Source organism: Pseudoalteromonas sp. OOF1S-7 (genome assembly GCF_022347765.1).
Classification (GTDB): Bacteria; Pseudomonadota; Gammaproteobacteria; order Enterobacterales; family Alteromonadaceae; genus Pseudoalteromonas.
The window spans coordinates 203,165-225,559 of sequence record NZ_JAKRFZ010000005.1; the positions used below are offsets into that span (position 1 = coordinate 203,165).

25 protein-coding genes and 1 riboswitch are annotated in these 22,395 nt (G+C 50.0%); of the genes, 21 read left to right on the forward strand and 4 right to left on the reverse strand.

Annotated features, from left to right (window positions below; translation table 11 throughout):
• Nucleotides 1-57 precede the first annotated feature (57 nt).
• A complete protein-coding gene (locus MHN33_RS09970; RefSeq protein WP_010382949.1) occupies nucleotides 58-303 on the forward strand; it encodes a helix-turn-helix transcriptional regulator in 246 nt (81 codons plus the stop codon).
• A 92-nt stretch (nucleotides 304-395) separates the two neighbouring features.
• Here MHN33_RS09970 and MHN33_RS09975 read toward each other — a convergent pair whose 3' ends face one another.
• From MHN33_RS09975 to MHN33_RS09990, 4 genes are read right to left on the reverse strand one after another with little or no spacing between them, the layout of a single operon-like run.
• Nucleotides 396-1,778 (reverse strand): MFS transporter, encoded by a 1,383-nt coding sequence (locus tag MHN33_RS09975; protein ID WP_239397821.1) that lies wholly within the window; start codon nucleotides 1,776-1,778, stop codon nucleotides 396-398.
• A 55-nt stretch (nucleotides 1,779-1,833) separates the two neighbouring features.
• Entirely contained in the window at nucleotides 1,834-2,442 is a 609-nt protein-coding gene (locus tag MHN33_RS09980) for a peptidylprolyl isomerase (protein WP_239397906.1), read from the reverse strand.
• 30 nt (nucleotides 2,443-2,472) lie between these two features.
• Nucleotides 2,473-3,036 carry a YajG family lipoprotein gene (locus MHN33_RS09985; protein ID WP_239397822.1) on the reverse strand — a complete coding sequence of 188 codons (564 nt, stop codon included), beginning with the start codon at nucleotides 3,034-3,036 and terminating at the stop codon, nucleotides 2,473-2,475.
• 2 nt (nucleotides 3,037-3,038) lie between these two features.
• Entirely contained in the window at nucleotides 3,039-4,202 is a 1,164-nt protein-coding gene (locus MHN33_RS09990) for a methyltransferase (protein WP_239397907.1), read from the reverse strand.
• An 85-nt stretch (nucleotides 4,203-4,287) separates the two neighbouring features.
• Between MHN33_RS09990 and MHN33_RS09995 the strand changes: the two genes are divergently transcribed.
• The 20 genes from MHN33_RS09995 to MHN33_RS10090 all read left to right on the forward strand — a co-directional run bounded on the left by MHN33_RS09995 (nucleotide 4,288) and on the right by MHN33_RS10090 (nucleotide 22,393).
• Nucleotides 4,288-4,869, forward strand: coding sequence for an alpha-ketoglutarate-dependent dioxygenase AlkB (locus MHN33_RS09995; RefSeq protein WP_239397823.1), 582 nt, complete (start codon nucleotides 4,288-4,290; stop codon nucleotides 4,867-4,869).
• A 55-nt stretch (nucleotides 4,870-4,924) separates the two neighbouring features.
• Nucleotides 4,925-5,242 (forward strand): BolA family protein, encoded by a 318-nt coding sequence (locus MHN33_RS10000; RefSeq protein WP_239397824.1) that lies wholly within the window; start codon nucleotides 4,925-4,927, stop codon nucleotides 5,240-5,242.
• 72 nt (nucleotides 5,243-5,314) lie between these two features.
• Nucleotides 5,315-6,505, forward strand: coding sequence for an enoyl-ACP reductase FabV (gene fabV, locus MHN33_RS10005; protein ID WP_239397825.1), 1,191 nt, complete (start codon nucleotides 5,315-5,317; stop codon nucleotides 6,503-6,505).
• Between the two features lie 381 nt (nucleotides 6,506-6,886).
• Complete coding sequence (locus MHN33_RS10010) at nucleotides 6,887-8,230, forward strand: Na(+)-translocating NADH-quinone reductase subunit A (protein ID WP_239397826.1); 1,344 nt, start codon at nucleotides 6,887-6,889, stop codon at nucleotides 8,228-8,230.
• A gap of 1 nt (nucleotide 8,231) precedes the next feature.
• The gene (locus MHN33_RS10015; protein WP_046002970.1) at nucleotides 8,232-9,431 is read left to right on the forward strand and encodes an NADH:ubiquinone reductase (Na(+)-transporting) subunit B; all 1,200 of its coding nucleotides are present in this window, start codon (nucleotides 8,232-8,234) and stop codon (nucleotides 9,429-9,431) included.
• Nucleotides 9,424-10,170: a Na(+)-translocating NADH-quinone reductase subunit C gene (locus MHN33_RS10020; RefSeq protein WP_239397827.1), complete on the forward strand. Its 747-nt coding sequence runs from the start codon at nucleotides 9,424-9,426 to the stop codon at nucleotides 10,168-10,170. The genes MHN33_RS10015 and MHN33_RS10020 overlap by 8 nt, the downstream gene beginning before the upstream one ends.
• On the forward strand, nucleotides 10,170-10,802 hold the full coding sequence (locus MHN33_RS10025; protein ID WP_054014604.1) for an NADH:ubiquinone reductase (Na(+)-transporting) subunit D: 633 nt from the start codon (nucleotides 10,170-10,172) through the stop codon (nucleotides 10,800-10,802). Before MHN33_RS10020 ends, MHN33_RS10025 begins: the two co-directional genes overlap by 1 nt.
• A 10-nt stretch (nucleotides 10,803-10,812) precedes the next feature.
• Nucleotides 10,813-11,421: an NADH:ubiquinone reductase (Na(+)-transporting) subunit E gene (gene nqrE, locus MHN33_RS10030; RefSeq protein WP_010382927.1), complete on the forward strand. Its 609-nt coding sequence runs from the start codon at nucleotides 10,813-10,815 to the stop codon at nucleotides 11,419-11,421.
• A gap of 20 nt (nucleotides 11,422-11,441) precedes the next feature.
• Nucleotides 11,442-12,668, forward strand: a complete 1,227-nt coding sequence (gene nqrF, locus MHN33_RS10035; RefSeq protein ID WP_125778848.1) for an NADH:ubiquinone reductase (Na(+)-transporting) subunit F — start codon at nucleotides 11,442-11,444, stop codon at nucleotides 12,666-12,668.
• A 182-nt stretch (nucleotides 12,669-12,850) separates the two neighbouring features.
• Nucleotides 12,851-13,828, forward strand: a complete 978-nt coding sequence (locus MHN33_RS10040) for an FAD:protein FMN transferase (RefSeq protein ID WP_239397908.1) — start codon at nucleotides 12,851-12,853, stop codon at nucleotides 13,826-13,828.
• A 109-nt stretch (nucleotides 13,829-13,937) separates the two neighbouring features.
• Entirely contained in the window at nucleotides 13,938-14,150 is a 213-nt protein-coding gene (nqrM, locus tag MHN33_RS10045; protein ID WP_010382924.1) for a (Na+)-NQR maturation NqrM, read from the forward strand.
• Nucleotides 14,151-14,228: 78 nt separating this feature from the next.
• Entirely contained in the window at nucleotides 14,229-14,828 is a 600-nt protein-coding gene (locus tag MHN33_RS10050) for a histidine phosphatase family protein (protein WP_239397828.1), read from the forward strand.
• Nucleotides 14,829-14,836: 8 nt separating this feature from the next.
• Nucleotides 14,837-14,962, forward strand: a riboswitch (cobalamin riboswitch).
• 299 nt (nucleotides 14,963-15,261) lie between these two features.
• Nucleotides 15,262-16,059, forward strand: coding sequence for an ABC transporter ATP-binding protein (locus MHN33_RS10055; protein WP_239397829.1), 798 nt, complete (start codon nucleotides 15,262-15,264; stop codon nucleotides 16,057-16,059).
• Nucleotides 16,056-17,048 (forward strand): iron ABC transporter permease, encoded by a 993-nt coding sequence (locus tag MHN33_RS10060; protein ID WP_239397830.1) that lies wholly within the window; start codon nucleotides 16,056-16,058, stop codon nucleotides 17,046-17,048. The genes MHN33_RS10055 and MHN33_RS10060 overlap by 4 nt, the downstream gene beginning before the upstream one ends.
• A gap of 16 nt (nucleotides 17,049-17,064) precedes the next feature.
• Nucleotides 17,065-18,129, forward strand: coding sequence for a nicotinate-nucleotide--dimethylbenzimidazole phosphoribosyltransferase (gene cobT, locus MHN33_RS10065; protein WP_239397831.1), 1,065 nt, complete (start codon nucleotides 17,065-17,067; stop codon nucleotides 18,127-18,129).
• Nucleotides 18,126-18,902, forward strand: coding sequence for an adenosylcobinamide-GDP ribazoletransferase (locus tag MHN33_RS10070; RefSeq protein ID WP_239397832.1), 777 nt, complete (start codon nucleotides 18,126-18,128; stop codon nucleotides 18,900-18,902). The genes cobT and MHN33_RS10070 overlap by 4 nt, the downstream gene beginning before the upstream one ends.
• Nucleotides 18,899-19,441 carry a bifunctional adenosylcobinamide kinase/adenosylcobinamide-phosphate guanylyltransferase gene (cobU, locus tag MHN33_RS10075; protein ID WP_239397833.1) on the forward strand — a complete coding sequence of 181 codons (543 nt, stop codon included), beginning with the start codon at nucleotides 18,899-18,901 and terminating at the stop codon, nucleotides 19,439-19,441. The genes MHN33_RS10070 and cobU overlap by 4 nt, the downstream gene beginning before the upstream one ends.
• A complete protein-coding gene (locus MHN33_RS10080) occupies nucleotides 19,438-20,919 on the forward strand; it encodes a cobyric acid synthase (RefSeq protein ID WP_239397834.1) in 1,482 nt (493 codons plus the stop codon). Before cobU ends, MHN33_RS10080 begins: the two co-directional genes overlap by 4 nt.
• Complete coding sequence (gene cobO, locus MHN33_RS10085; RefSeq protein ID WP_239397835.1) at nucleotides 20,916-21,515, forward strand: cob(I)yrinic acid a,c-diamide adenosyltransferase; 600 nt, start codon at nucleotides 20,916-20,918, stop codon at nucleotides 21,513-21,515. The genes MHN33_RS10080 and cobO overlap by 4 nt, the downstream gene beginning before the upstream one ends.
• A complete protein-coding gene (locus MHN33_RS10090; RefSeq protein WP_239397836.1) occupies nucleotides 21,515-22,393 on the forward strand; it encodes a cobalamin-binding protein in 879 nt (292 codons plus the stop codon). The genes cobO and MHN33_RS10090 overlap by 1 nt, the downstream gene beginning before the upstream one ends.
• Nucleotides 22,394-22,395: the final 2 nt, after the last annotated feature.

The following is a 22,395-nucleotide window of genomic DNA, read 5'->3' on the forward strand; positions in this document are numbered from 1 at the left end:
GACGGGCAAATTTCGTTTGGCAGCATTAATTAATCATCGAGTAGGAGATGTTTTATTATGATGGGGAAAACGGTTTCTTCTGAAGAAAACAGTAAGTTGACTAAGTGGCTAAAATCAAAGCGTCACGAGAAAGGTCATACAATGCGCAGTCTGGCCCAGGTGTTAGGTACACCGCATTCTTTCATTGGCAAAATTGAGAATCAGGAGCGTCGTTTAGACGTGATTGAATTTCTGCGTTACTGTGAAGCGTTGGAAGTTGACCCATATGAAGGTCTGGCTCTGATCAAAGAAGAGCAGATGTAAACGACTGGCATCGCCAGTATGTGTGTAGGTGCAAGGAGCAGCACCTCTATCCCTCTAGCATGGACCTCACACACGGATCATTTTTCTTGCTGTTACTCCCCCTGATTGTGATAATTCTGTTCTATCTCATAGAGCTTATGACGGATCGCATATAAGAATATCAATGACGGCAAGACCATCAGTGCTGTCAGTGCGAAAAAGACCGCCCAGTTGCCGCCTAGCCAGTCATCAATCACCACACCGCTGTAGCTTGATAAAACGGTTCTGCCCAGACTGCCTAATGATGCCAGCAAAGCGTAATGGGTGGCGCTGAAGGCGCGATCACACAACATAGAAATGAATGCCACCATAGCCACCAGGGACCAGGCCTGAGTAAACCCGTCAATCACAATCGCAAGGGCATACAAATGCTCTTTGGGACCAGCGATCGCTATCCAGGAAAACATCAGATTGGAGGCTGCCATGGCTACCCCACTGATAAATAAGCCTTTTACAATGCCATATTTGTGATTAAAGATACTGCCCAAAAATGCGAAAATAATCGTGATAAGGCCGGTCCCGAGTTTAGAATACTGGGCAATCTGACTATTGCTAAAGCCGATTTCTTTATAAAACACGATGGACATACGGGCCAGAAAGGCTTCGCCGATTTTGAACAAAAAAATAAAGGCCAGTAGCGCCAGGGCGGCCTTTACCCCATTGCGTTTGAAGAAACTGCGAAACGGTTCGACCAGTGTCACGGCAAGCCAGGCCAGCATACGTTGCAGCCTGCTGTGCTCCAGCGTGCCCAGTCTGAACTGGTATTGGGCTTGTAGCTGTTGTTGCGTGTGCTCACGATGCGATACGGGTTCACGGGCAGCCAGAGTGACACCTAACAGCATCAGCATGATCAGTGCCAGCAGGGCGTAGATTTCGGGCCAGTTGATGCCGGGTAAATCGGCGGCAAAAAACGGAATGGCACCCAGCAGGGCATAGCCACTCCACCAACCGGAGGTGGCCATCGCGGCGGCGGCGGTGGATTTTTCACTTTCCTCAGGTGGCAGAATATCGATCCGATAGGCATCTATTGCAATATCATGGGTCGCCGCACTCAGAGCAATAATGAAGCACAATAATGCAGCCTGATAAAGGTCCGTCTTAAGATCGACCTGACTTAAGGCTAGTGCAGACAAGGCAACAATCAGTTGTCCTGCAGCAATCCAGCTACGTCGTTGGCCCAGCCACTGAGTGAGTAATGGTAAGCGAACCCGATCCAGTAGTGGAGACCATAAAAAGTTAATGGTGTAGGCACTAAACACAATACCAAACAGGCCAATCATACTGCGGCTCAAACCTTCATCTTTGAGCCAGGCAGACATCACTGAACCAATTAAAACCCAGGGAAAGCCCTGGCTCACTCCAAAAGCAAAGACCGTGAGCAGGCGTTTATCCCGATAATATCTAACGTAGTCGCGCAGGCTGGATGAAATGACCATAGTGTTTTCCAACACAGTAAGACCCCGCTAAACCGCGGGGTCTTACTGGTAACAGTTATTCGAAGGTCTCTTCCGGCAGCATCTCAATGCTGTGGATGATCACAGGTGTCTTAGGGATAAAGGTGTAGCCCAGCTTTTTGTTGTAGTCTGTCTCGACTTGCATGATTTTGTCGAGTGTATCGAAGCCATCCGCGACACTACCAAATACCGCAAAGCCCCATCCCCGTCCCGGGTTGAGATGATCATTGTCATCCATATTAAAGAAGAACTGACGAGTACCTGAATGCGGCTTATTGTCCTGATAAGCCATGGCGATGGTGTACATATTGTTTTTCAGGCCATTACCACTTTCATTAAAAATAGCCGGGCGCTCAAACATGCCATCATAGTCTTTGTCGTAGCCACCGCCCTGGATCACAAAGTCACGCTCGTTGGCTTCATCTCGTTCAACCCGATGAAACACCGAGCCTTTGTAGTCGCCATTGATCACATAGGTGAGAAAGTTATTGACCGTGATGGGGGCACGAGAACGGTCCAGCTCGACGATGACTTTGCCCATAGAAGTGTTGATTTGAACTTTAGGGAAAAGGTTATCTTTTTGGACAAAGCGTCCTTCTTTATTGTTCGCAAAAGAGAAACTGCTGATCAGGATCAGCGTGAACATAATAAGGGTACGAAGCATAGCTTAGCCTTTTTATTGTTGCAAAAAGTTGATTAATTCTTTGTCTGACAGCATGCGAGTGATCACCTGCTCTGCGAGCCGGTTTAGCTGTCCCTCAACCTGAGACTGATCATGTTTCAGTGGTTTACTGAATTGCGCTTCACCATTGAACGGTTTTGTAAAGGTGCGTTGTCCTTTCGTAACCTCCACAATGAACTCAGCACGTGCGGTGCTCTCATGGCGACTTAAAGATTCATCCACTTTAGCAATAAAGGTGCGAATGCGCAGTGTCAGTTGGGTGTCACTGTGTTGTGCCAGGGTTGCACCATTGGCTTCAAGCGCCTGAGCAAGTAACCGGGTCAGAGTCACAGGCAAGTCGGCATTGGGCAGATAAACCGCAGGCTCTTGTTCGAGTACTTTTACAGTAAACTTAGTGGTGCGGTTGTCGACAACTTTAATCGCCATAGTGTTCGATAGCTGACTTATATTGCCACCCTGATAACTAGGGTTGAGGATCACAGATTTGGGGGCACTGCTACATCCAGCCAGTAGAGTGATTGCTGCACCAAATAGGGTTGCAGTAAATGCTAAACGCATGATTAGCTCCTTTTAATAGAACTGAGTACCGTAAACTTTTTATTATTGCCTATCACCTTACAATTCCCGAACAGGCGCTGCAACTTATCCAGGTAATCAAGATGACGATTGCCAATGATCCTCAGCTCCCCGCCATTTCTCAGGGTATGCTTGGCCTGCAAAAACATCTGCCAGGCGATGTGGTCAGTGATGGCCTGTGCCTGGTGAAAAGGCGGGTTGCACAACACCAAATCGGCACTGTTGGGCGCAAAGTCGCTGAGGCAATCATTTTGCACAAACTGGCAGTCGTGCAGCCTGTCTGGCAGATTGCAATTGACGTTTTCTTTGGCACTGGCCACAGCCATGGCAGATTCATCCACAAAGGTCACCTGCGCATTTGGCATGCGCGCCAGCGTTTGTAACCCAATCACCCCGTTGCCACAACCCAGATCTATCACCCGCAGTGGTTTTTTACCTGCCGGCAGGTAGTTCGTGAAAAAGCGTGCGCCGATATCCAGAGAATCCCGGGAGAATACATTGGCATGGTTATAAATGGTAAAAGGTGAGTTTTCCAGTGCCCAGCTGACCGGGAACTTGTCTGCAACCGGCTTGCCTGTGGTCGCACAAAAGATCAGTCGGGATTTCTTCACCGCCAGGCTGGTGGTCGGCTCCTGCAAAAAATGACTAAAACTTTTTAGGGTTGAGGTATGGATCTCTTTGGCCTTGCCTGCGGCTACGATGGGGATCCCCGCAGCCAGATGGCTGAGCTGAGACAAGTGATGCTGTAGCAGTCCGGCATTTTTAGGCACCTTAATTAAGATCAGATCGCACTGCACTGGCAAGGTTGCGAGGCTATCTTGCTGCGTAAGCTTCGCCTCGTCCAGCACCCAGTCGAGTTGGTTTTCAGCGAGGTTATGACAGGTTGCCTGCTGAGCCACAAATGAATCGCTCACTTGTGTAATTTGCCACTGGACGTGATCTTGCAGCTTAGCTGCCAACGTACAGCTCAGAGCACCAAAGGCATCATTGAGGATCAGAATATCGCGAGCGTCCGGGTAAGCTGTGATAATATGTTCCAGCAGGTATTCGTCGGCCGCATCCCAGGCTTGCAGACTGCGGTTTTTTTGTTCGAGAGGAAAACGATGCAGGGTCAGAGCCGTGCCGGCCAGTACAGCGTCGGTGATCATGATGGGGCGAATCTCACTCATGGTTGGTGCCATTACCTTGCGCAAAAGCAAAGTACAGCAAAACTAACAGAACGCGTAATATAGCATGTCGAGACTGAACAAAGAATGTTTGCCCCCGGGTTTTGAGTATCTGCCAGCGTGTCTGAGCTTTGAAAAAAGCCTGGCGCTTTATGCGCATTTGGCGTCCAACCTGGTTTGGCAGCAACCTGATATCACCTTGTTTGGCCGTACCACGCCAATCCCCAGATTGCAGAGTTTTGTGGCCGATAAGTCAGTTTCTTATGGTTACTCGGGCACCCAACTTGAAAACACGCCCTGGCCACCGGTTCTCAGCGCAATGCGCGCGCGCCTGACGCGCCAGTTTGGTCAGGATTTTAATGCGCTGCTGATCAACTGGTATCGGGATGGCCAGGACAGCATGGGCTGGCACAGCGATGACGAAGCAGAACTGGGCGCCTGTCCGACAATCTTTTCTTTATCCCTGGGCGCTACGCGGCATTTTAAAATTCGCCACAAGCAGAGTCAGGAAACCCTGACTTTACCGCTGCCGACGGGCAGTGGTTTGCTGATGACCGGACGTAGCCAGCAAGACTATCAGCATGCCTTGCCCAAACAAGCGCGCGTCACCCAGGGGCGAATTAACCTGACCTTCAGAACAGTTGGTTAATGACGCATAAGTGCGTATAGTATGCGCTAAATTTTCTCCGTATCGGGAGTGAGTTATGTCAATGCAACAACAAATCTACGGCAAACTTGCCGACGCCATCGCGTGCAAACATCTCAACGTTATCAACGAAAGTCATATGCACAGCCGGGGTAACGAGTCGCATTTTAAAGTGATTGTCGTCAGCGATAAGTTCGCCGGGCAACGCCTGTTACAGCGCCATCGTCTGATCAATGAGGTATTAAAGGAGGAGCTGGCAAACCACATTCATGCGCTGGCCATCCACACTTATACTCCGGAAGAATATGCTGATCAGCATGGCGAAGTCCCTGATTCACCGAGCTGCCTGGGCGGTTCAAAATTCGACAGCGAGTGATCAGACCTGTGTTTTCAGGATCTGCATTTAAACTAACGCGGTTTTCATAATACAGAATATGTAGGAATAGACATGGTCATCAAACCTAAGATCCGTGGTTTTATCTGTACTAACGCCCATCCGGCGGGCTGTGCCGAGCACGTAAAAGAACAAATTGCTTATGTTAAGGCTCAGGGCCCAATCAACAATGGCCCTAAAAATGTCTTGGTGATCGGGGCATCAACTGGCTATGGCCTGGCTTCTCGTATCACAGCGGCATTTGGCTCAGGTGCTAAAACGCTGGGTATCTTCTTTGAAAAGGAAGGTACTGAGAAAAAGCCTGCTTCTGCCGGTTGGTATAATACGGCTGCATTTCAGCAGGCTGCTGATGAGGCCGGTTTGTGGTCAAAGAACATCAACGGCGATGCTTTCTCCGATGAGTTAAAAGCCAAAGCGATCGAGACTATCAAAGCTGGGATGGGTAAAGTGGATTTGATCATCTACAGCCTGGCGTCACCTCGGCGTACCGACCCTAAAACGGGTGAAACATTCTCTTCGGTGCTTAAGCCAATTGGTCAGACCGTCACAACCAAAAACCTCAATACCTCCAAGCGGATCATTGATGAAGTGACTGTGGAAGCGGCGAACGAGGAAGAAATCGCCAACACAGTTAAAGTGATGGGCGGTGAAGACTGGGAGCTGTGGCTGGAAGCGCTGAAAGAGGCGGATGTACTGGCGGAAGGCTTCAAAACGTCGGCTTACACTTACATTGGTAAAGAACTGACCTGGCCTATTTACGGTCATGCGACTATAGGTAAAGCCAAAGAAGACCTGGACCGTGCCGCGAGTGCCATCAAGGCATCCACGCAAGCGTTAAATGGTGAAGCCTATGTAGCCTCATTGAATGCCGTAGTGACTCAGGCGAGCTCAGCTATTCCGATTATGCCTTTGTATATTTCTACTCTGTTCAAAGTGACCAAAGAAGATGGCACCTACGAGGGGACCATAGAACAGATCCATGGCCTGTTTAGCGAAAACCTGTACGGCGAGACGCCACGTTTTGATGACGGTGGGCATTTGTTCCAGAACTACAAAGAGCTGGAAGAAGGTGTACAGGCACGCGTCAAAGTGATCTGGGATAAGGTTGACACTGACAGTATCGACGAGCTGACTGATTACGCCGGTTATCACAATGAATTTCTGAAGTTATTTGGTTTCGGCATTGAGTCTGTTGATTATGATGCTGACGTTAATTCGGTGGTTGAGATTAATCATCTAGTCTAGCCAACAGGCGGGCGAAATCGCTGATTTCGTCCGTTCATTTGTGTATCTGCCACAATCAAAACTCTCCCCTGAATACCGCTCTATTTTTCATCAATACCACTTTGGTCTATATTTAATTTCTTGCAGTGACGCCCAATGAACTAAATCCATTGTTAAGTCGTATTATTTTCATATTTCCACTCGCATAGTCAGTACGATTAATGTTAAAATTGCGGAAATATGTAAGGACTATATACCACGGTGCTCGTTTGCGGTTGCGGACAGGTTGGCCCGACTTTGTGTATGTTGTGCCAGCTCTTTGACTCCAATACAACTCAGAGAATAGTGCCGTGGTAAGTAAAGATTTTTCAATTTCTTTCCGTTAATGTAATGCAAGTGCGTATGATCAACATAAAAAAAGGTCTGGACTTACCCATAGAGGGCGCACCACAGCAAGTTATTCATGATGGCTCTGCCGTCAAACGAGTAGCTGTGTTGGGTGAAGAGTTTATTGGTATGCGTCCAACCATGCGAGTCCGTGTGGATGACCAAGTCAAGAAAGGCCAAGTTCTTTTTGAAGACAAAAAGAATCCTGGCGTCAAGTTTACTGCGCCAGCCTCTGGTGTAGTTAAAGAAATTAACCGTGGAGCCAAGCGTGTTCTTCAGTCTGTTGTGATTGAAGTACAGGGCGATGAGCAAATCACTTTTGACAAGTTCCCGGCTGCTGAACTCGGCAACCTGGATCGTGAAAAGGTGAAAGAAGTGCTGATCGAATCGGGTCAATGGCCAGCGTTGCGTGCACGTCCTTTCAGTCGTGTAGCTGTACCTAGCGCGTCGCCAAGCTCGATCTTTGTTACCGCAATTGACACTAACCCTCTAGCTGCGGATCCCGCTGTTGTGATCGCCGAAAACGTGGAAGCGTTTGAAGCAGGTCTGGCTGTGGTGTCGCGTCTGACTGACGGCAAAGTGTTTGTTTGTAAGCAAGCTGGCAGCAAGGTGCCGAGCTCTTCGCTTTCTCAGGTAGAAGTACATGAGTTTGCGGGCGTTCACCCTGCAGGTCTGGTTGGTACACACATTCACAATCTCGATGCTGTTGGCGCTAACAAGCAAGTATGGCACCTGGGTTACCAGGACGTGATTGCTTTCGGTAAGCTATTCCTAAGCGGTGAAATCTACTCAGATCGTGTTATTGCTTTAGCCGGTCCGAGCGTAAAGAACCCGCGTCTTGTTAAAACTCAAGTTGGTGCGTCGTTAACCGATTTAGTTGCAGGTGAACTTGAAGATGGTGAAAACCGGGTCATTTCTGGCTCTGTGTTAGCTGGTAAAACAGCCACTGGTCCTCACGCTTACCTGGGTCGTTACCATGTGCAGGCTTCTGTGCTGTCTGAAGGTCGCGAAAAAGAGCTGTTTGGCTGGATCGCACCAGGTAGCACTAAGTTCTCTGTAACCCGTACCTTCATTTCTCACTTTGCGCCAAGTCGTCTGTTCAAGATGACCACCTCTACGGGTGGCTCGAAGCGTGCGATGGTGCCAATTGGTAACTATGAGCGTGTAATGCCGCTTGATATCCTGCCAACTCTGTTGTTGCGTGACCTGATCTCTGGTGATCTGGACAGCGCGATTTCATTGGGTGCGCTAGAGCTGGATGAAGAAGATCTGGCGTTGTGTACTTTCGTTTGTCCGGGCAAATACGACTATGGATCAATCTTGCGTGATTGCCTGACTACAATCGAGAAGGAAGGTTAAAATGGCCTTAAAGAAATTTTTAGAAGACATTGAACCTCACTTTGAACCTGGTGGTAAACACGAGAAGTGGTATGCCCTGTACGAAGCAGTTGCAACTGTTTTTTACACGCCAGGTTATGTCAACAAAGGCGGCACTCACGTACGTGATAATATCGACCTGAAACGTATCATGATCTTAGTATGGATGGCGACATTCCCAGCTATGTTCTTCGGTATGTTCAACATTGGTCACCAGGCAGCTATCGCGCTGGGCAATGGTTTTGAAATTGCAAACACTTGGCAGGCGGCACTATTCCAGCTGTTTGGCGGTGAGCTTACGGCCGATTCTGGCTGGGGTGCGAAGATGTTCTACGGGGCCTGTTTCTTCCTGCCGATTTACGCAACAGTGTTTATTGTCGGTGGTTTCTGGGAAGTATTATTTGCCTCGGTGCGTAAGCACGAAGTAAATGAAGGTTTCTTTGTTACATCAGTACTGTTCGCCCTGATCCTGCCTGCAACGATCCCGCTTTGGCAAGTTGCGCTGGGTATCACCTTTGGTGTTGTGGTAGCAAAAGAAGTATTCGGTGGTACAGGCCGTAACTTCCTGAACCCGGCACTGGCTGGTCGTGCATTCCTGTTCTTCGCATACCCTGGTGACATCTCAGGTGACACGGTGTGGACAGCGGTAGACTCTTTCTCAGGTGCAACTTACCTGGGTCAGGCTGCAACAGGCGCGCTGGATTATGACAACATGGTATTGTGGTGGAACGCATTCTACGGCTTTATTCAAGGCTCAGTAGGTGAAACCTCAACACTGGCTATCATGATTGGTGGTTTGTTCCTGATTTATGTTCGTATCGCATCGTGGCGCATCGTACTAGGTACTTTCCTGGGTATGGTGGTGATGTCTATGCTACTGAACATGATCGGTTCTGACACTAACACAGTATTCGCTATGCCTTGGCACTGGCACTTAGTACTGGGTGGTTTTGCATTCGGTATGTTCTTCATGGCAACCGACCCGGTATCTGCGTCTTTTACAGACAAAGGTAAGTGGGCATATGGTGCATTGATTGGTGTAATGGTTGTGCTTATCCGTGTTGTTAACCCGGCATACCCAGAAGGTATGATGTTAGCAATTCTATTCGCAAACCTGTTCGCACCGCTTTTCGACCACATGGTTGTGCAGTCTAATGTGAAGAGGAGATTAGCACGTGTCTAGTAACAATGAATCTATCGGCAAAACGCTAGGCGTTGTTGTTGGCTTATGTTTAGTGTGTGCGGTTGTCGTATCGTTTGCGGCAGTACAGCTTCGCCCACTGCAACAGGCAAACAAAATCGAAGACGTGCAGCGCAACATTTTGGCAGCTGCTGGCGTTGAGAACGTTGAAAACGTGTCAGAAACCTACAACCAAGTGATTGACGCACGCGTTGTAGATATGAAGACCGGTGAGTTTGTAGACACAGATCCTAACTCATTCGATTTCACTATGACTAAGTTCGATGCTGCGCGCAGTGTTGCGCTTCCAAAAGCAAAAGACGTTGCGGGCGTTCAGCGTATGACGACTGAGTCACCGGTTTACCTTGCTAAGAACAGCAACGGTAAGTTCGAGTCTGTGATCCTGCCAATTCAGGGTTACGGTCTCTGGGGTATCATGTACGGCTTCGTAGCATTGGACCTGGACGGTAAAACCATTCAGGCAATCAAATTCTACCAGCACACTGAAACTGCGGGTCTGGGTGGCGAAATCCAGAACCCTAAATGGACTGCAACCTGGCAGGGCAAAAAGCTACCAATCGACGTAGTCAAAGGCACTGCAGGTAGTGATGTGCATAAAGTAGATGGTCTGTCTGGTGCAACGTTGACGTCTAACGGTGTTGAAAATACATTTACGTTCTGGACAGGCGACGATGCGTTTGGTCCATTCCTTGCGAAAGTACGTGAAGGGGCATTGAACTAATGGCTAACTCAAAAGAAATGAAGCAAGTCCTATTTGGACCTGTTTTTGCAAATAACCCAATTGCACTGCAAGTACTGGGTATCTGTTCTGCGCTGGCAGTAACTTCAAGCCTGAAAAACGCACTGATCATGTCAATTGCATTGACTGTGGTAACTGCGTTCTCAAGCTTGTTCATCTCTATGATCCGTAACCACATTCCGTCAAGTGTGCGGATCATCGTTCAGATGACCATCATCGCGTCTCTGGTTATCGTTGTTGACCAGGTGCTACAGGCATTTGTGTATGCCACGGCAAAAGAACTGACGGTATTCGTTGGTCTGATCATTACCAACTGTATCGTAATGGGTCGTGCCGAAGCATACGCAATGAAGTCGCCACCTCTGATGTCATTCCTGGATGGTATCGGTAACGGTCTGGGCTACTCAGTTGTACTGATCGCAATTGGCTTCGTACGTGAACTGTTCGGTGCCGGTGCACTGTTCGGTGTTGAAATTCTGCCGCTAATCTCTAACGGCGGTTGGTACCAGCCTATGGGTCTGTTGGTTATGCCATTTAGCTCGTTCTTCCTGGTAGGTGCATTCATCTGGGCACTACGTACCTGGAAGAAAGACCAAGTAGAAGCTAAGGCATAAGGGGAGAGAGATGGAACATTATCTTAGTTTATTTGTAAAAGCGGTTTTCGTTGAAAACTTAGCGCTATCTTTCTTCCTGGGGATGTGTACTTTCCTGGCGGTATCTAAGAAAGTAACTACCTCATTCGGTCTGGGTGTTGCGGTAATCTTCGTACTGGGCGTTGCTGTACCAGTCAACAACGTGGTTTATCACGCTATCCTGGCACCGGGCGCACTGGAGTGGTTAGGTTTCCCAGAAGCTGACTTAAGCTTCCTGAAGTTCCTGACATTTATCGGTGTAATCGCGGCACTTGTACAGATCCTTGAAATGACGCTGGACAAGTTCTTCCCGGCACTTTACAACGCTCTGGGTATCTTCCTGCCTTTGATCACAGTTAACTGTGCAATCTTCGGTGCGGTATCTTTCATGGTTGAGCGTAACCTGAACTTTGGTGAGTCAGTGATCTTTGGCTTAGGTTCTGGTGTGGGCTGGGCGCTTGCTATCGTATTGCTAGCAGGTCTTCGCGAGAAAATGAAGTATGCTGATATTCCTGATGGTTTACGTGGTCTGGGTATTACCTTTATCACTGTAGGTCTGATGGGCTTTGGCTTCCTGTCATTCTCTGGTATTTCACTTTAAGGTAGCGAGGAAACTATACGATGGAAACTATTGTATTAGGTGTAAGTATGTTCATCGCTATCGTTGTGGTGTTGGTACTTATCATCATTGCAGCGAAATCTAAGCTGGTACCTAGCGGTGACATCATGATCGGCATTAATGGCGATCCTGAAAAAGCAATTAAATCTGCACCAGGCGGTAAGCTGTTAGGCTCACTGGCTGATGCTGGCATCTTCATTTCATCTGCCTGTGGTGGTGGTGGTTCATGCGGTCAGTGTCGCGTCCACGTTCACTCTGGTGGTGGTGACATCTTGCCAACTGAACTTGATCACATCACGAAAGGTGAAGCTCGTGAAGGCTGTCGTCTGGCGTGTCAGGTTGCTGTTAAAACAGACATGGAGATTGAAGTTGAAGACTCAATCTTCGGTGTGAAGAAGTGGGAATGTACTGTTATCTCTAACGATAACAAAGCAACCTTCATCAAAGAGCTTAAACTGGCTATTCCTGACGGTGAGGTTGTACCTTTCCGCGCGGGTGGCTATATCCAGATTGAAGCACCTGCACACCATGTTAAATACGCAGACTTTGATATTCCTGATGAATATCGTCCGGACTGGGAGCGTTTTGGCTTCTTCAAGCTGGAGTCAAAAGTAGACGAAGAGACGATCCGTGCATACTCAATGGCGAACTATCCGGAAGAGTACGGCATCATCATGCTGAACGTACGTATCGCAACTCCGCCGCCTAATAACCTGAGCCTGCCTTGTGGTAAGATGTCATCGTACATCTGGTCACTGAAAGAAGGCGACAAAGTCACGATTTCTGGCCCATTCGGGGAATTCTTCGCGAAAGATACCGATGCAGAAATGGTCTTCGTTGGTGGTGGTGCAGGTATGGCGCCAATGCGTTCGCATATTTTCGACCAGCTTAAGCGTCTTAACTCTGATCGTAAGATGTCTTTCTGGTACGGTGCACGGTCTAAGCGTGAAATGTTCTACGTGGAAGACTTTGACGGCCTGCAGGCTGAAAATGATAACTTCCAGTGGCATGTTGCACTTTCTGATCCTCAGCCTGAGGACAACTGGGAAGGCTACACAGGCTTCATTCACAACGTACTTTATGAAAACTACCTGAAAGATCATGAAGCACCAGAAGACTGTGAATTCTACATGTGTGGACCACCGATGATGAACGCGGCGGTTATCAACATGCTGAAAGACCTGGGTGTTGAAGATGAAAACATCCTGCTTGATGACTTTGGTGGTTAAGCTAAAAGACTTATGATCTTAAAGTGGTTTTTAAGATAAAATAGAAGCCCCTTAGCAGTAATGCTGAGGGGCTTTTTTTATGGGTAATGCTCCGCACAGAGCGGGGGTTACTGGCAAATGAAATACAAGGGATCACACTGATGCTAAGACAGAGCCAGTTTTGTTTAGTTTTTTTATTGAGCATGCTGCTTGTGGCATGCGGCCAGGCAAATAAACCAGCAGAGCCCATTGTGCTACAAGGTAGTACAATGGGCACAACCTACAACGTCAAAGCTTTTGCAGACAACAGCACACTGACCGAAGCGCAGTTACATACAGAAATAGAAGCCGTACTGAAAGCGGTGAATCAGTCTATGTCGACATATATTGCAGATTCGGAAATCAGCCATTTTAATCGTTTACCAGCCAACCAGGTAATGCCGATCAGTGATGATTTCCGAAAGGTTGTCGCGGAATCCATCCGCCTGGGCCTGTCTACTGAAACACTGGATGTGACCATGGGACCGCTCATTGATTTATGGGGATTTGGCCCGGACAAACGTCCGACTAATCGACCTTCTGAGCAGCAGTTGGCGCAAATGCGTGAGGAAATAGGGCTTGATAAGCTCATTCTCACTGACGCCGGCCTGGCAAAAACTCTGGATCATCTGGAGCTGTCTTTCTCTGCCACGGCCAAAGGCTACGGCATAGATAAAGTGGCAGAGCTCATTGAGTCCCATGGTATCACCAACTATATGGTGGAAATTGGTGGTGAGCTGAGACTGTCGGGCACTAAACCAGGCGAAGAACCCTGGCGTATTGCCATTGAAAAGCCGGATGCGCCGGTTGGACAAAGACAAATTCACAAAGTGATCGAGCCGGGGAAAAACAGTGTAGCAACGTCAGGCGACTATCGCATTTTCTATGAAATGGATGGCGAGACTTTTACCCACCTGATCGACCCAGGTACGGGCAAACCCGTTAAACACGATTTGGTGTCTGTCACGGTATTGCACCCCTCTGCAATGACGGCTGATGGGCTGGCCACTGCGCTAACCGTGATGGGGACGGAACGTGCCAGAGCGTATGCCGAGTTACATGACTTACCGGTCTATTTGATCAGCAAAAGCGATGAAGGCTTGAAAGTCTATGCCAGCAGTGCATTCAAACCTTATTTATAGTGGGAACTGCATCGCGAACGTTTTAACTTAAGCGCGTTTAGTTATATAATGAGCACAATTAACCGTCACACGTCCGCTACCTGTGGATGACTATGCAAAGGGGCCTGAGATGTCACTATTTTTACTTACCTTCGGATTGCTGTTATTGATCGCCGTTGCGATGGCTGTGGGGGTCATTGTACAGAAGAAATCAATGGCCAGCAGTTGTGGCGGTCTGGGCTCTATGGGTATCGACAAGATCTGTGACTGTGATGACCCGTGTGACAAGCGCAAAAAGCGTCTCGCGAAAGAGCAAATGTGGAAAGAGAATCAAATTCTTTAACCCGCTGATATCATTAAAAACGCAAGCTCAGGCTTGCGTTTTTGCGTTTCAGGCCCCGAATAACTGAGCCCTAACCCAATGCAACAAACCCTGTACTTTATTCGCCATGGTGAGCCACTTGAAGCCGGTCGTTTGCTCGGAAGTACTGATATGCCCGCAAGCGCGTCGGGTAATGAACAGGTCTTTGCCTGTCTTCAAGTGTGTGATCCGATAGTTCAGGTGATTAGCTCTCCGTTGCAGCGGTGTCAGACAGTGGCGCGCGCGTTTTGTGAATCAGCCGGTTTGCCATTACAGATTGACCCCAGGCTCAGTGAAATGGACTTTGGCGACTGGGACGGACAAAGCTATGAGGCACTTTGGCAGTCAACACAGTCGCCCGGTATTGGAGATTTCTGGCAGAGCCCGTGGCAGCATACGCCACCAAATGGTGAGCCGATGTCAGCATTTCACTTACGCTTAAGTGACTGGTGGCAGCAGTTCACAACAACGCCCTCATCCCAGAACATCGCCATTGTTACCCATGCGGGGGTGATTAAACAGTTGCTGGCGATCTGGTTAGGCTTACCGGAGGGCTTTGATATGCATTTATCTCGTCTGGAGATAGGCTATGCCAAAGTGATTAAAGTAACTGTCTTTTTTGATGAGACCGGTCGTGCCTGGCCGAAAGTTGTGTTTTAGACGTCTGGACTTCATAATAGGCACTAAATCTAGAATCGTATTGTATTGGCAGTCATTGGGAATGAGGTGCAAACCCTCAGCTGTCCCCGCAACTGTAATGGACTTTTATACCAATTTGCTTAATTAAGTGTTCTATTTTGAGGCGAGAAAATAGGGTCGATAACACCGCTCACGCGTCCTGCTATCGCTGAGGCACCTATGTCCATATAGGCGAGGCAAAAATTTTGCTATTTAGTTGTTCTAAATGAAAAATTTTTAACGCCGTTAGCGTCATATTTGCTCCGTCAAATTGAACAGGTATTAAGTTAAATTGGTATTAGTCTGAAGCCAGATACCAAGGCCAATACCTACACTTAAGCGGGCGCACTTAAGTCAGTACAGCAGGCCAGTCGAGACAGGCCTGCTCTGTGCTGCTGCCTGCATTTGAGGCGGTATGACTTCATCACAAATCTCCGTACATAACCTGAGCCTGAAGCTTGGCAATAAGCCTGTGCTGAGCGGATTAAATTTTGCCATTGCACGCGGTCAGTTTATTGGTCTGATTGGGCCAAACGGGGCGGGAAAATCCAGCTTATTACGCTGCCTGTATCGCTACTGGGATCAGACTGAGGGCGAAATTCACTATGCGGGTAAACCTGTGTCTGACTACCCCCGCCGGGCTTATGCGCGTCAGGTTGCGGTTGTTTTACAGGAGATCCCCAGCCAGTTTAACCTGGCGCTGTTTGAGGTGGTGGCGATGGGCGTCACACCACATAAAACCCTCTTTAGCACAGTCAATACCGACGATAAACAGCGTATTTTAGAAGCCATTGAGCGTGTGGGCCTGAGCCACAAGGCGCAGCAGCAGTTTGACTCCCTGTCCGGTGGCGAAAAGCAACGGGCGATGATAGCGCGGGCTATGGTTCAGCAACCTGAGCTTTTAATAATGGACGAGCCAACCAGCCATCTCGATGTGAAATACCAGATCCAGATCATGGAGCTGGCTAAAGCCATGGGGGTGACCGTGATCGCCTCATTTCATGACCTCAACCTGGCTGCTGCACTCTGTGATGAGTTGTTGGTGCTGGCGCAAGGTGAACTGGTTGCTCAGGGCGCGCCTCTGGATATCATCACCCCTGATTTACTCAGCGATATTTTTGGGGTTTGTGCAGAGGTTGAGACGGTGCCCGGACTTGAAAGCGGTGCACCGGGTGTGCCCCATATTCGTTATCACTATGGGTATCAGCGATGAAAGTTTTGCTTATATCAGGCCTTATCTTTGCCTGCATGATCAGCCTGTTCAGTGCGTTATCCGTCGGGGCCGTGTCACTGAGCTGGTATGAAGTCTGGCAGGCACTAAGCAGCTATGACAGCGGCGTACTGAACCAAAAAATTGTCGTTGAACTGCGATTGCCACGCACTATACTGGCTTTTTTTGCTGGTGCGGGGCTGGCCATCGCCGGACTCATTTTGCAAACCGTGACGCGAAACCCGCTGGCCGACCCCTACTTATTTGGTATTTCCTCTGGCGCCTCATTTGGTGTGGTATTGCTGGTTGCACTCTTCGGTGTGCAGAGTGCACTGGCGTTGTCCGGTGCTGCCTTTGCTGGCAGCGCCGTGGCAATGAGTCTGTTGCTGCTGATTGCCTTTCACAAAGGCACCGCACTGGTTGAAAACATGCTGTTGTCGGGGGTCGCTTTGACTTTTTTATTCTCTGCCTTTACCAGCTTGCTGCTGTACTGGAGCGATCCGCAGGCCATCAGTGCGATTATATTCTGGAGTCTGGGCAGTTTCAGCCGTGCAGACTGGCAGTGGCTGTGGTTACCTGCTTTGGTTGTCTCGGTAGGGTGTGTCTTGATGTTACTGATGCGCCGCAGCCTGAATGCCCTGCTGGTTGGAGACGAGAGTGCGGTGACATTGGGAGTGAACGTCCACCGGCTCAGGCTGGGCATGCTGGTTTTAGCGTCGATGTTGACGGCCGTAATTGTCGCCGCCTGTGGTGGCGTCGGCTTTGTAGGTCTGATGATCCCCCATATCGTGCGCTTTTTTATCTCTCAGGTTCGCACTGTGGGTATGTTAGCGACTGCCTTATCAGGCGGGCTCATGATGCTGTGGGTTGATGTACTCGCCCGTACCCTGATAGACAATCAGGAGCTGCCAATTGGGGTGATCACCTCCGCGATTGGCAGCGTGTTTTTCTTATCGCTGTTAATCGCTAAAAAGCGCGCTGCCAGCATCTGATCCGACAGGAGACTTTATGATCCCAATTCTCGACCGCCAGCATGACGCGCATATACAGCACACCATAAACATGAAGACTAAGCCTCAGGGTGCTTTGGGCAAACTCGAAACACTGGCGCATCAACTGGTCACGATTTTGAGCCAGGGGATGGATCGCAGCCAGCTTGAAAGCAAGAAGCCAGACATCGAGCGGCCTCAGATGCTGATCTTTGCCGGTGATCATGGCATTGCTGCTGAAGGTGTTTCCATTGCACCTAGCGAAGTGACCGCACAGATGGTGGCTAACTTTGCCACCGGTGGTGCGGCCATCAATGTCTTGTGCGCTCAGCTTGGCTGGCAACTGAGTGTGATTGACTGCGGTATTTTGACGCCACCAGCGCCTGAGCTGAATGTGGTGTCACAGCGTCTCGGCCATATCACCCGGCCTTTGCACCTTGAGCCGGCACTGAGTGAAGCGCAGCTGGAGCAGGGCCTGGCATTGGGTCAAGAAGCAGTAAAGCCAGCACTGAGCTCAGGCACTAACTTATTTGCCTTGGGCGAAATGGGGATCGGTAATACCACTGCCGCTGCGGCGATTTTTTCTGCCCTGAGCGAACTGCCAAGTGCCGAAACGGTCGGGCGAGGCACCGGCGTCAGCGAAGAGGTGGTAGAGAAAAAGCAACAACTTATCGATCAGGCTTTACTATTGCATCGTGAGGCATTGCATGAACCTGGAGAGATATTGCGCCGCCTTGGCGGGTTTGAGATCTGTCAGATGGTCGGTGCCATGCTGGAGATTGCCCGCGCTCAGAAGATCATCCTGGTTGATGGCTTTATTGCGACAGCAGCGGCCATGCTGGCTTACCGCCTTGACCCGGCATGTAAAGACTATATGGTCTTTGCACACTGTTCGGGCGAGCAGGGACATCAGGCGATGCTGAACTGGCTCAATGTCGAGCCGCTGTTGAACCTGAACATGCGACTCGGAGAGGGCACGGGTGCTGCACTGGCCTTACCTTTGTGTCAAAGTGCGCTGGCATTTTATTATCAGATGGCCAGCTTCGAGGCGGCTGCCGTCACTCAGGTGGTCGAAACCTCATGAATGCGCTTAGACAATTTAAGCTGGCGGTGATTTTTCTGACCCGCATTCCCGTTAAAGTGGCGGGTGAGGTCAGCAGTCAGGATATTAACCAGGCCAGTGGCTACTTTGCCTGGGTGGGGGTCTTACTGGGTGTCCTGCTGGCACTTATCTATAGTGTACTGAGCTACTTCTTGCCCGAAGGTATTGCGGTATTGCTCACGCTTGGCGGCGGATTGCTGATCACCGGCGCATTCCATGAAGATGGCTTTGCCGATGTCTGGGATGGCTTTGGGGGCGGCTGGAGTGTGGCCGACAAGCTGACCATTATGAAAGACAGCCGTCTTGGCACTTATGGTGCGGCCGCACTGGTCATCTTATTGCTTACCAAGTATCAGGCTTTGCTGGTACTGAGTGAGCGGACCATCTATGTCTGCAGTGCGCTCATCCTTGCTCATGGCCTGAGCCGTGTCATGGCCACCAGCCTGATTGGAAAACTGGGCTATGTGCAGGCGGATACGCGAAGTAAAGTGAAACCGGTTGCCCAGTCTCTTGCCTATGAAAGTAAACAGTTACTCTACGTTTGTGGTTTTGCTTTGCTGATAGTGAGCTGGTTAGCCGGGCTGTTTACGTTATGGCAAAGCATCGCGCTGCTTGGTGTACTCTGGCTATGCCGCGCTATCTGTATTTACTGGTTTAAGCGTCAGCTCGGTGGGTATACCGGAGACTGCCTGGGGGCGACGCAGCAACTGGGTGAGGTCGCTGTGTATCTATTTTGTCTGGGCGTCTGGTTATGACAGGACGGGTGGAATTGATCCTTGGCGGAGCCCGCTCAGGAAAAAGCAGATTAGGTGAGCAAAGGGCCGAGCGCTGGCTTAGAGGCGGCAAAGTGGCCCGACTAAGTTATGTGGCCACGGCGCGGCCCGGGGATGAAGAAATGGCCGCGCGGATAGCCCATCATCAGGCAACACGCGCAGCGAACTGGCGGCTAATCGAGGAGCCATGGGCATTGGATCAGGTTCTGAGCACGCTTGGCCCCGATGATGGCGTATTGATTGATTGCCTGACGTTATGGCTGACCACTGCGCTGTGCGACTACAGCGATTCGGCATTTCAACATAAGCGTGCTGAGTTGCTGGGCGCGCTGCGCGCCACCGGTGCTCGGGTTATTCTGATCGGCAATGAAGTGGGACACGGCATCGTGCCGCTTGGTGAATTAAGTCGTCGTTTTGTCGATGAAGCTGGCTGGCTGCATCAGGACATTGCCGCACTGGCGGATAAAGTCGACTTTGTAATGGCGGGTCTGCCGCTGACGCTTAAAGGAGGGGATCTATGAATACGTTAATGGTGCAGGGCACCACCTCAGATGCTGGTAAGAGTACGCTGGTCGCGGGCTTGTGCCGGGCATTACAGCGCCGTGGCATAGAGATAGTCCCGTTTAAACCACAAAATATGGCGCTTAACAGTGCGGTTACGCCAGATGGTGGCGAAATTGGCCGGGCTCAGGCACTGCAGGCCATGGCTGCTAAAGTACCGCTCAGTACCGACCTCAATCCCATCTTACTCAAACCGAATTCAGATACCGGTGCCCAGGTCATTGTGCATGGCAGAGCACTGAGCAACATGGAAGCCGCGGGTTATCATGATTACAAAAAAGTTGCGATGCAGGCGGTACTGACCTCACACCAAAGGCTCAGTGAACAGTATGCACTGTGTGTGGTAGAAGGGGCCGGGAGCCCGGCGGAAATCAATCTGCGAGAAAATGACATCGCCAATATGGGGTTTGCCTGTGAGGTTGATTGTCCGGTGATCATCATTGCGGACATCGACAAGGGCGGTGTCTTTGCCCATCTGGTTGGCACTCTGGCGCTGCTGAGTGAATACGAACAGTCTTTAGTGAAGGGGTTCGTGATCAATCGTTTTAGGGGCGATATTGCCTTACTGCAAGGCGGCCTGGACTGGCTGGAGCAGTATACCAGTAAACCCGTATTAGGCGTGCTGCCTTACCTGCATGATCTGGCACTGGATGCCGAAGATGCCGTGACTATTGCCAATCGCATCGACAGCCCGGAGGTCAAAGTGGCTGTATTGCTACTGCCACATATTAGTAATCACACCGACTTTGATACCCTGCGATTAGACCCCAAAGTGGACTTGCGTTATGTGCGCCACACCGAAACCATAGGCGCTGCCGACTTGGTGATCATTCCCGGCAGTAAAAATGTCCTTAATGACCTGGCCTTTTTGCGCACAGAAGGGTGGGACCTTGAGCTGCAACGCCATGTGCGTTACGGCGGCAAGGTGCTGGGGATCTGTGGCGGATTTGAAATGCTGGGCAATAGCATTTGCGATCCGGAGCAGGTTGAATCGACGCTCGGCACTATTAAAGGCCTGGGGCTGGCGAATTTTGACACTGAGCTAACGAGCAATAAAACCCTGACTCAGGTGCAGGCAAACTGCCTTTTAAACGCACAACAAACGCCATTGAATGGCTATGAGATCCATTGCGGGATCAGTCAGGGCCCGGCACTGGCGCAGCCATTTTTACAGTTTGTTGCACACCCATCGGGGTGGCAAACCGACGGCTTTATCAGCGAGGACAACCAGCTGGCAGGCACCTATCTGCACGGGTTATTTGATAGTCCCGAAGGGTTAACCTGTGTACTGCACTGGGCAAGCGAAGGTCGCTACAGTGGCGACGGATTTAACCTGGCTGAGCACCGGGAGCTGCAACTTGAGCGGCTGGCAGATGTGTGCGAAACCCATTTAGACATAGATAAAATTCTGGCAATCAGTGAACAGAGGACAACATGAGCGAACACAATCAGGATAAACATAAGGCAAGACAGCAAAAAGTGAAAGAGCAGGTCGATGCCAAAATCGAGCAGGCACAGGAAGAAAAAGGCATTCTGCAGGTGATCACCGGCAATGGCAAAGGCAAATCAACCTCAGGCTTTGGCACCGTTGCCAGGTGTGTGGGCCATGGCATGAATGCTGCGGTTGTGCAGTTTATTAAAGGCATGTGGGAGTGCGGCGAGCGTAACTTGCTGGAGCGTGCGGGAGTCCCGTTTGCTGTGATGAAGACTGGCTTTACCTGGGAGACACAAAACCGCGAGACAGATACCAAAGCCGCGCAGGCCACCTGGCAACAGGCAAAACAGTGGTTGCAGGATGACAGTATCGATCTGGTGCTGCTGGATGAACTCACTTATATGGTCAGCTACGATTATCTTGATCTGGATGACGTGATTACGGCGCTGGAAAATCGCCCGGCAATGCAATCGGTGATCATTACCGGCCGTGGTGCACATCGTCGCCTGACTGAACTGGCCGACACCGTCAGTGAGATGCGCAATGTGAAACATGCTTTCGAAGCCGGGATCAAAGCTCAAAAAGGATTCGATTTCTGATGAACAAGGTCCTCATCATCTGGCTGAGCCTGGTTTTCTTTTTGACTGCGATATCAGCGAGCGCAGATGATAACCCTGCGCCACCTGTCAAACGGATTGTGGCTTTAGCGCCGCATATAGTCGAGAACTTATATGCCATTGGGGCAGGGGAGCGCATCGTCGGCACCGTGGAGTACGCGGACTTTCCGGCTGAAGCCAATCAGATCCCACGTATTGGTGGTTTCCATGGTATTGCACTGGAGAAGTTGCTGGCTTTGTCGCCCGACCTGGTGATCGCCTGGCAGGGCGGCAATCAACAAGGTGACCTGGAGAAGCTTGAACAGCTGGGCCTGAAGGTGGTGTACAGCGAAACCAAAGAGTTGCAACAGATCCCTCAATCTTTGCGCTGGCTGGGCCGGTTGACCGGGCGGGAAGAGCACGCGGAGCAGGTAGCTCTGCACTTTGAGCAAGGCCTGGCAAAATTGCAGGCTCGTTATCGCTCAGCCGCGCCTGTGTCTGTATTTTACCAGCTATGGCCTGCGCCTATGATGACGGTTAATGGCACCACCTGGATCCACCAGACGCTGGAGGTGTGTGGAGCCAGTAACGTGTTTGCCGATGCTGCCACGGCGTATCCACAGATCAGTATCGAAAATGTCCTTCACACAGGCCCTCAGGTGATCGTGATCCCCCATGAAAAATCCAAAAAAGCGCAGCCAAAAATTGACTGGTATAAGTGGCCAGAAATCCCGGCTGCCAAGCATCAGCAATACATTGAAGTGAATGCCGACCTGTTACACCGATATACCAGTCGGGTGCTTGAAGGGCTGAGCGGATTATGTGATAAACTTGATGCTTCGCGAACTTACTATCAGAAACTCACAACCGCTGGAAAATAATC

What these genes read in the sequence shown, in the direction of transcription:
- cobU (WP_239397833.1), top strand. Translation starts at nt 18,899, where the DNA reads ATGACAGGACGGGTGGAATTGATCCTTGGCGGAGCCCGCTCAGGAAAA.
- fabV (WP_239397825.1), top strand. Translation starts at nt 5,315, where the DNA reads ATGGTCATCAAACCTAAGATCCGTGGTTTTATCTGTACTAACGCCCAT.
- cobO (WP_239397835.1), top strand. Translation starts at nt 20,916, where the DNA reads ATGAGCGAACACAATCAGGATAAACATAAGGCAAGACAGCAAAAAGTG.
- MHN33_RS10080 (WP_239397834.1), top strand. Translation starts at nt 19,438, where the DNA reads ATGAATACGTTAATGGTGCAGGGCACCACCTCAGATGCTGGTAAGAGT.
- cobT (WP_239397831.1), top strand. Translation starts at nt 17,065, where the DNA reads ATGATCCCAATTCTCGACCGCCAGCATGACGCGCATATACAGCACACC.
- nqrE (WP_010382927.1), top strand. Translation starts at nt 10,813, where the DNA reads ATGGAACATTATCTTAGTTTATTTGTAAAAGCGGTTTTCGTTGAAAAC.
- MHN33_RS10040 (WP_239397908.1), top strand. Translation starts at nt 12,851, where the DNA reads ATGCTGCTTGTGGCATGCGGCCAGGCAAATAAACCAGCAGAGCCCATT.
- MHN33_RS10055 (WP_239397829.1), top strand. Translation starts at nt 15,262, where the DNA reads ATGACTTCATCACAAATCTCCGTACATAACCTGAGCCTGAAGCTTGGC.
- MHN33_RS10025 (WP_054014604.1), top strand. Translation starts at nt 10,170, where the DNA reads ATGGCTAACTCAAAAGAAATGAAGCAAGTCCTATTTGGACCTGTTTTT.
- MHN33_RS10050 (WP_239397828.1), top strand. Translation starts at nt 14,229, where the DNA reads ATGCAACAAACCCTGTACTTTATTCGCCATGGTGAGCCACTTGAAGCC.
- nqrM (WP_010382924.1), top strand. Translation starts at nt 13,938, where the DNA reads ATGTCACTATTTTTACTTACCTTCGGATTGCTGTTATTGATCGCCGTT.
- MHN33_RS10070 (WP_239397832.1), top strand. Translation starts at nt 18,126, where the DNA reads ATGAATGCGCTTAGACAATTTAAGCTGGCGGTGATTTTTCTGACCCGC.
- MHN33_RS10010 (WP_239397826.1), top strand. Translation starts at nt 6,887, where the DNA reads ATGATCAACATAAAAAAAGGTCTGGACTTACCCATAGAGGGCGCACCA.
- MHN33_RS09980 (WP_239397906.1), bottom strand. Translation starts at nt 2,442, where the DNA reads ATGTTCACGCTGATCCTGATCAGCAGTTTCTCTTTTGCGAACAATAAA.
- nqrF (WP_125778848.1), top strand. Translation starts at nt 11,442, where the DNA reads ATGGAAACTATTGTATTAGGTGTAAGTATGTTCATCGCTATCGTTGTG.
- MHN33_RS09995 (WP_239397823.1), top strand. Translation starts at nt 4,288, where the DNA reads ATGTCGAGACTGAACAAAGAATGTTTGCCCCCGGGTTTTGAGTATCTG.
- MHN33_RS10000 (WP_239397824.1), top strand. Translation starts at nt 4,925, where the DNA reads ATGTCAATGCAACAACAAATCTACGGCAAACTTGCCGACGCCATCGCG.
- MHN33_RS09990 (WP_239397907.1), bottom strand. Translation starts at nt 4,202, where the DNA reads ATGATCACCGACGCTGTACTGGCCGGCACGGCTCTGACCCTGCATCGT.
- MHN33_RS10090 (WP_239397836.1), top strand. Translation starts at nt 21,515, where the DNA reads ATGAACAAGGTCCTCATCATCTGGCTGAGCCTGGTTTTCTTTTTGACT.
- MHN33_RS09970 (WP_010382949.1), top strand. Translation starts at nt 58, where the DNA reads ATGATGGGGAAAACGGTTTCTTCTGAAGAAAACAGTAAGTTGACTAAG.
- MHN33_RS09985 (WP_239397822.1), bottom strand. Translation starts at nt 3,036, where the DNA reads ATGCGTTTAGCATTTACTGCAACCCTATTTGGTGCAGCAATCACTCTA.
- MHN33_RS10060 (WP_239397830.1), top strand. Translation starts at nt 16,056, where the DNA reads ATGAAAGTTTTGCTTATATCAGGCCTTATCTTTGCCTGCATGATCAGC.
- MHN33_RS09975 (WP_239397821.1), bottom strand. Translation starts at nt 1,778, where the DNA reads ATGGTCATTTCATCCAGCCTGCGCGACTACGTTAGATATTATCGGGAT.
- MHN33_RS10015 (WP_046002970.1), top strand. Translation starts at nt 8,232, where the DNA reads ATGGCCTTAAAGAAATTTTTAGAAGACATTGAACCTCACTTTGAACCT.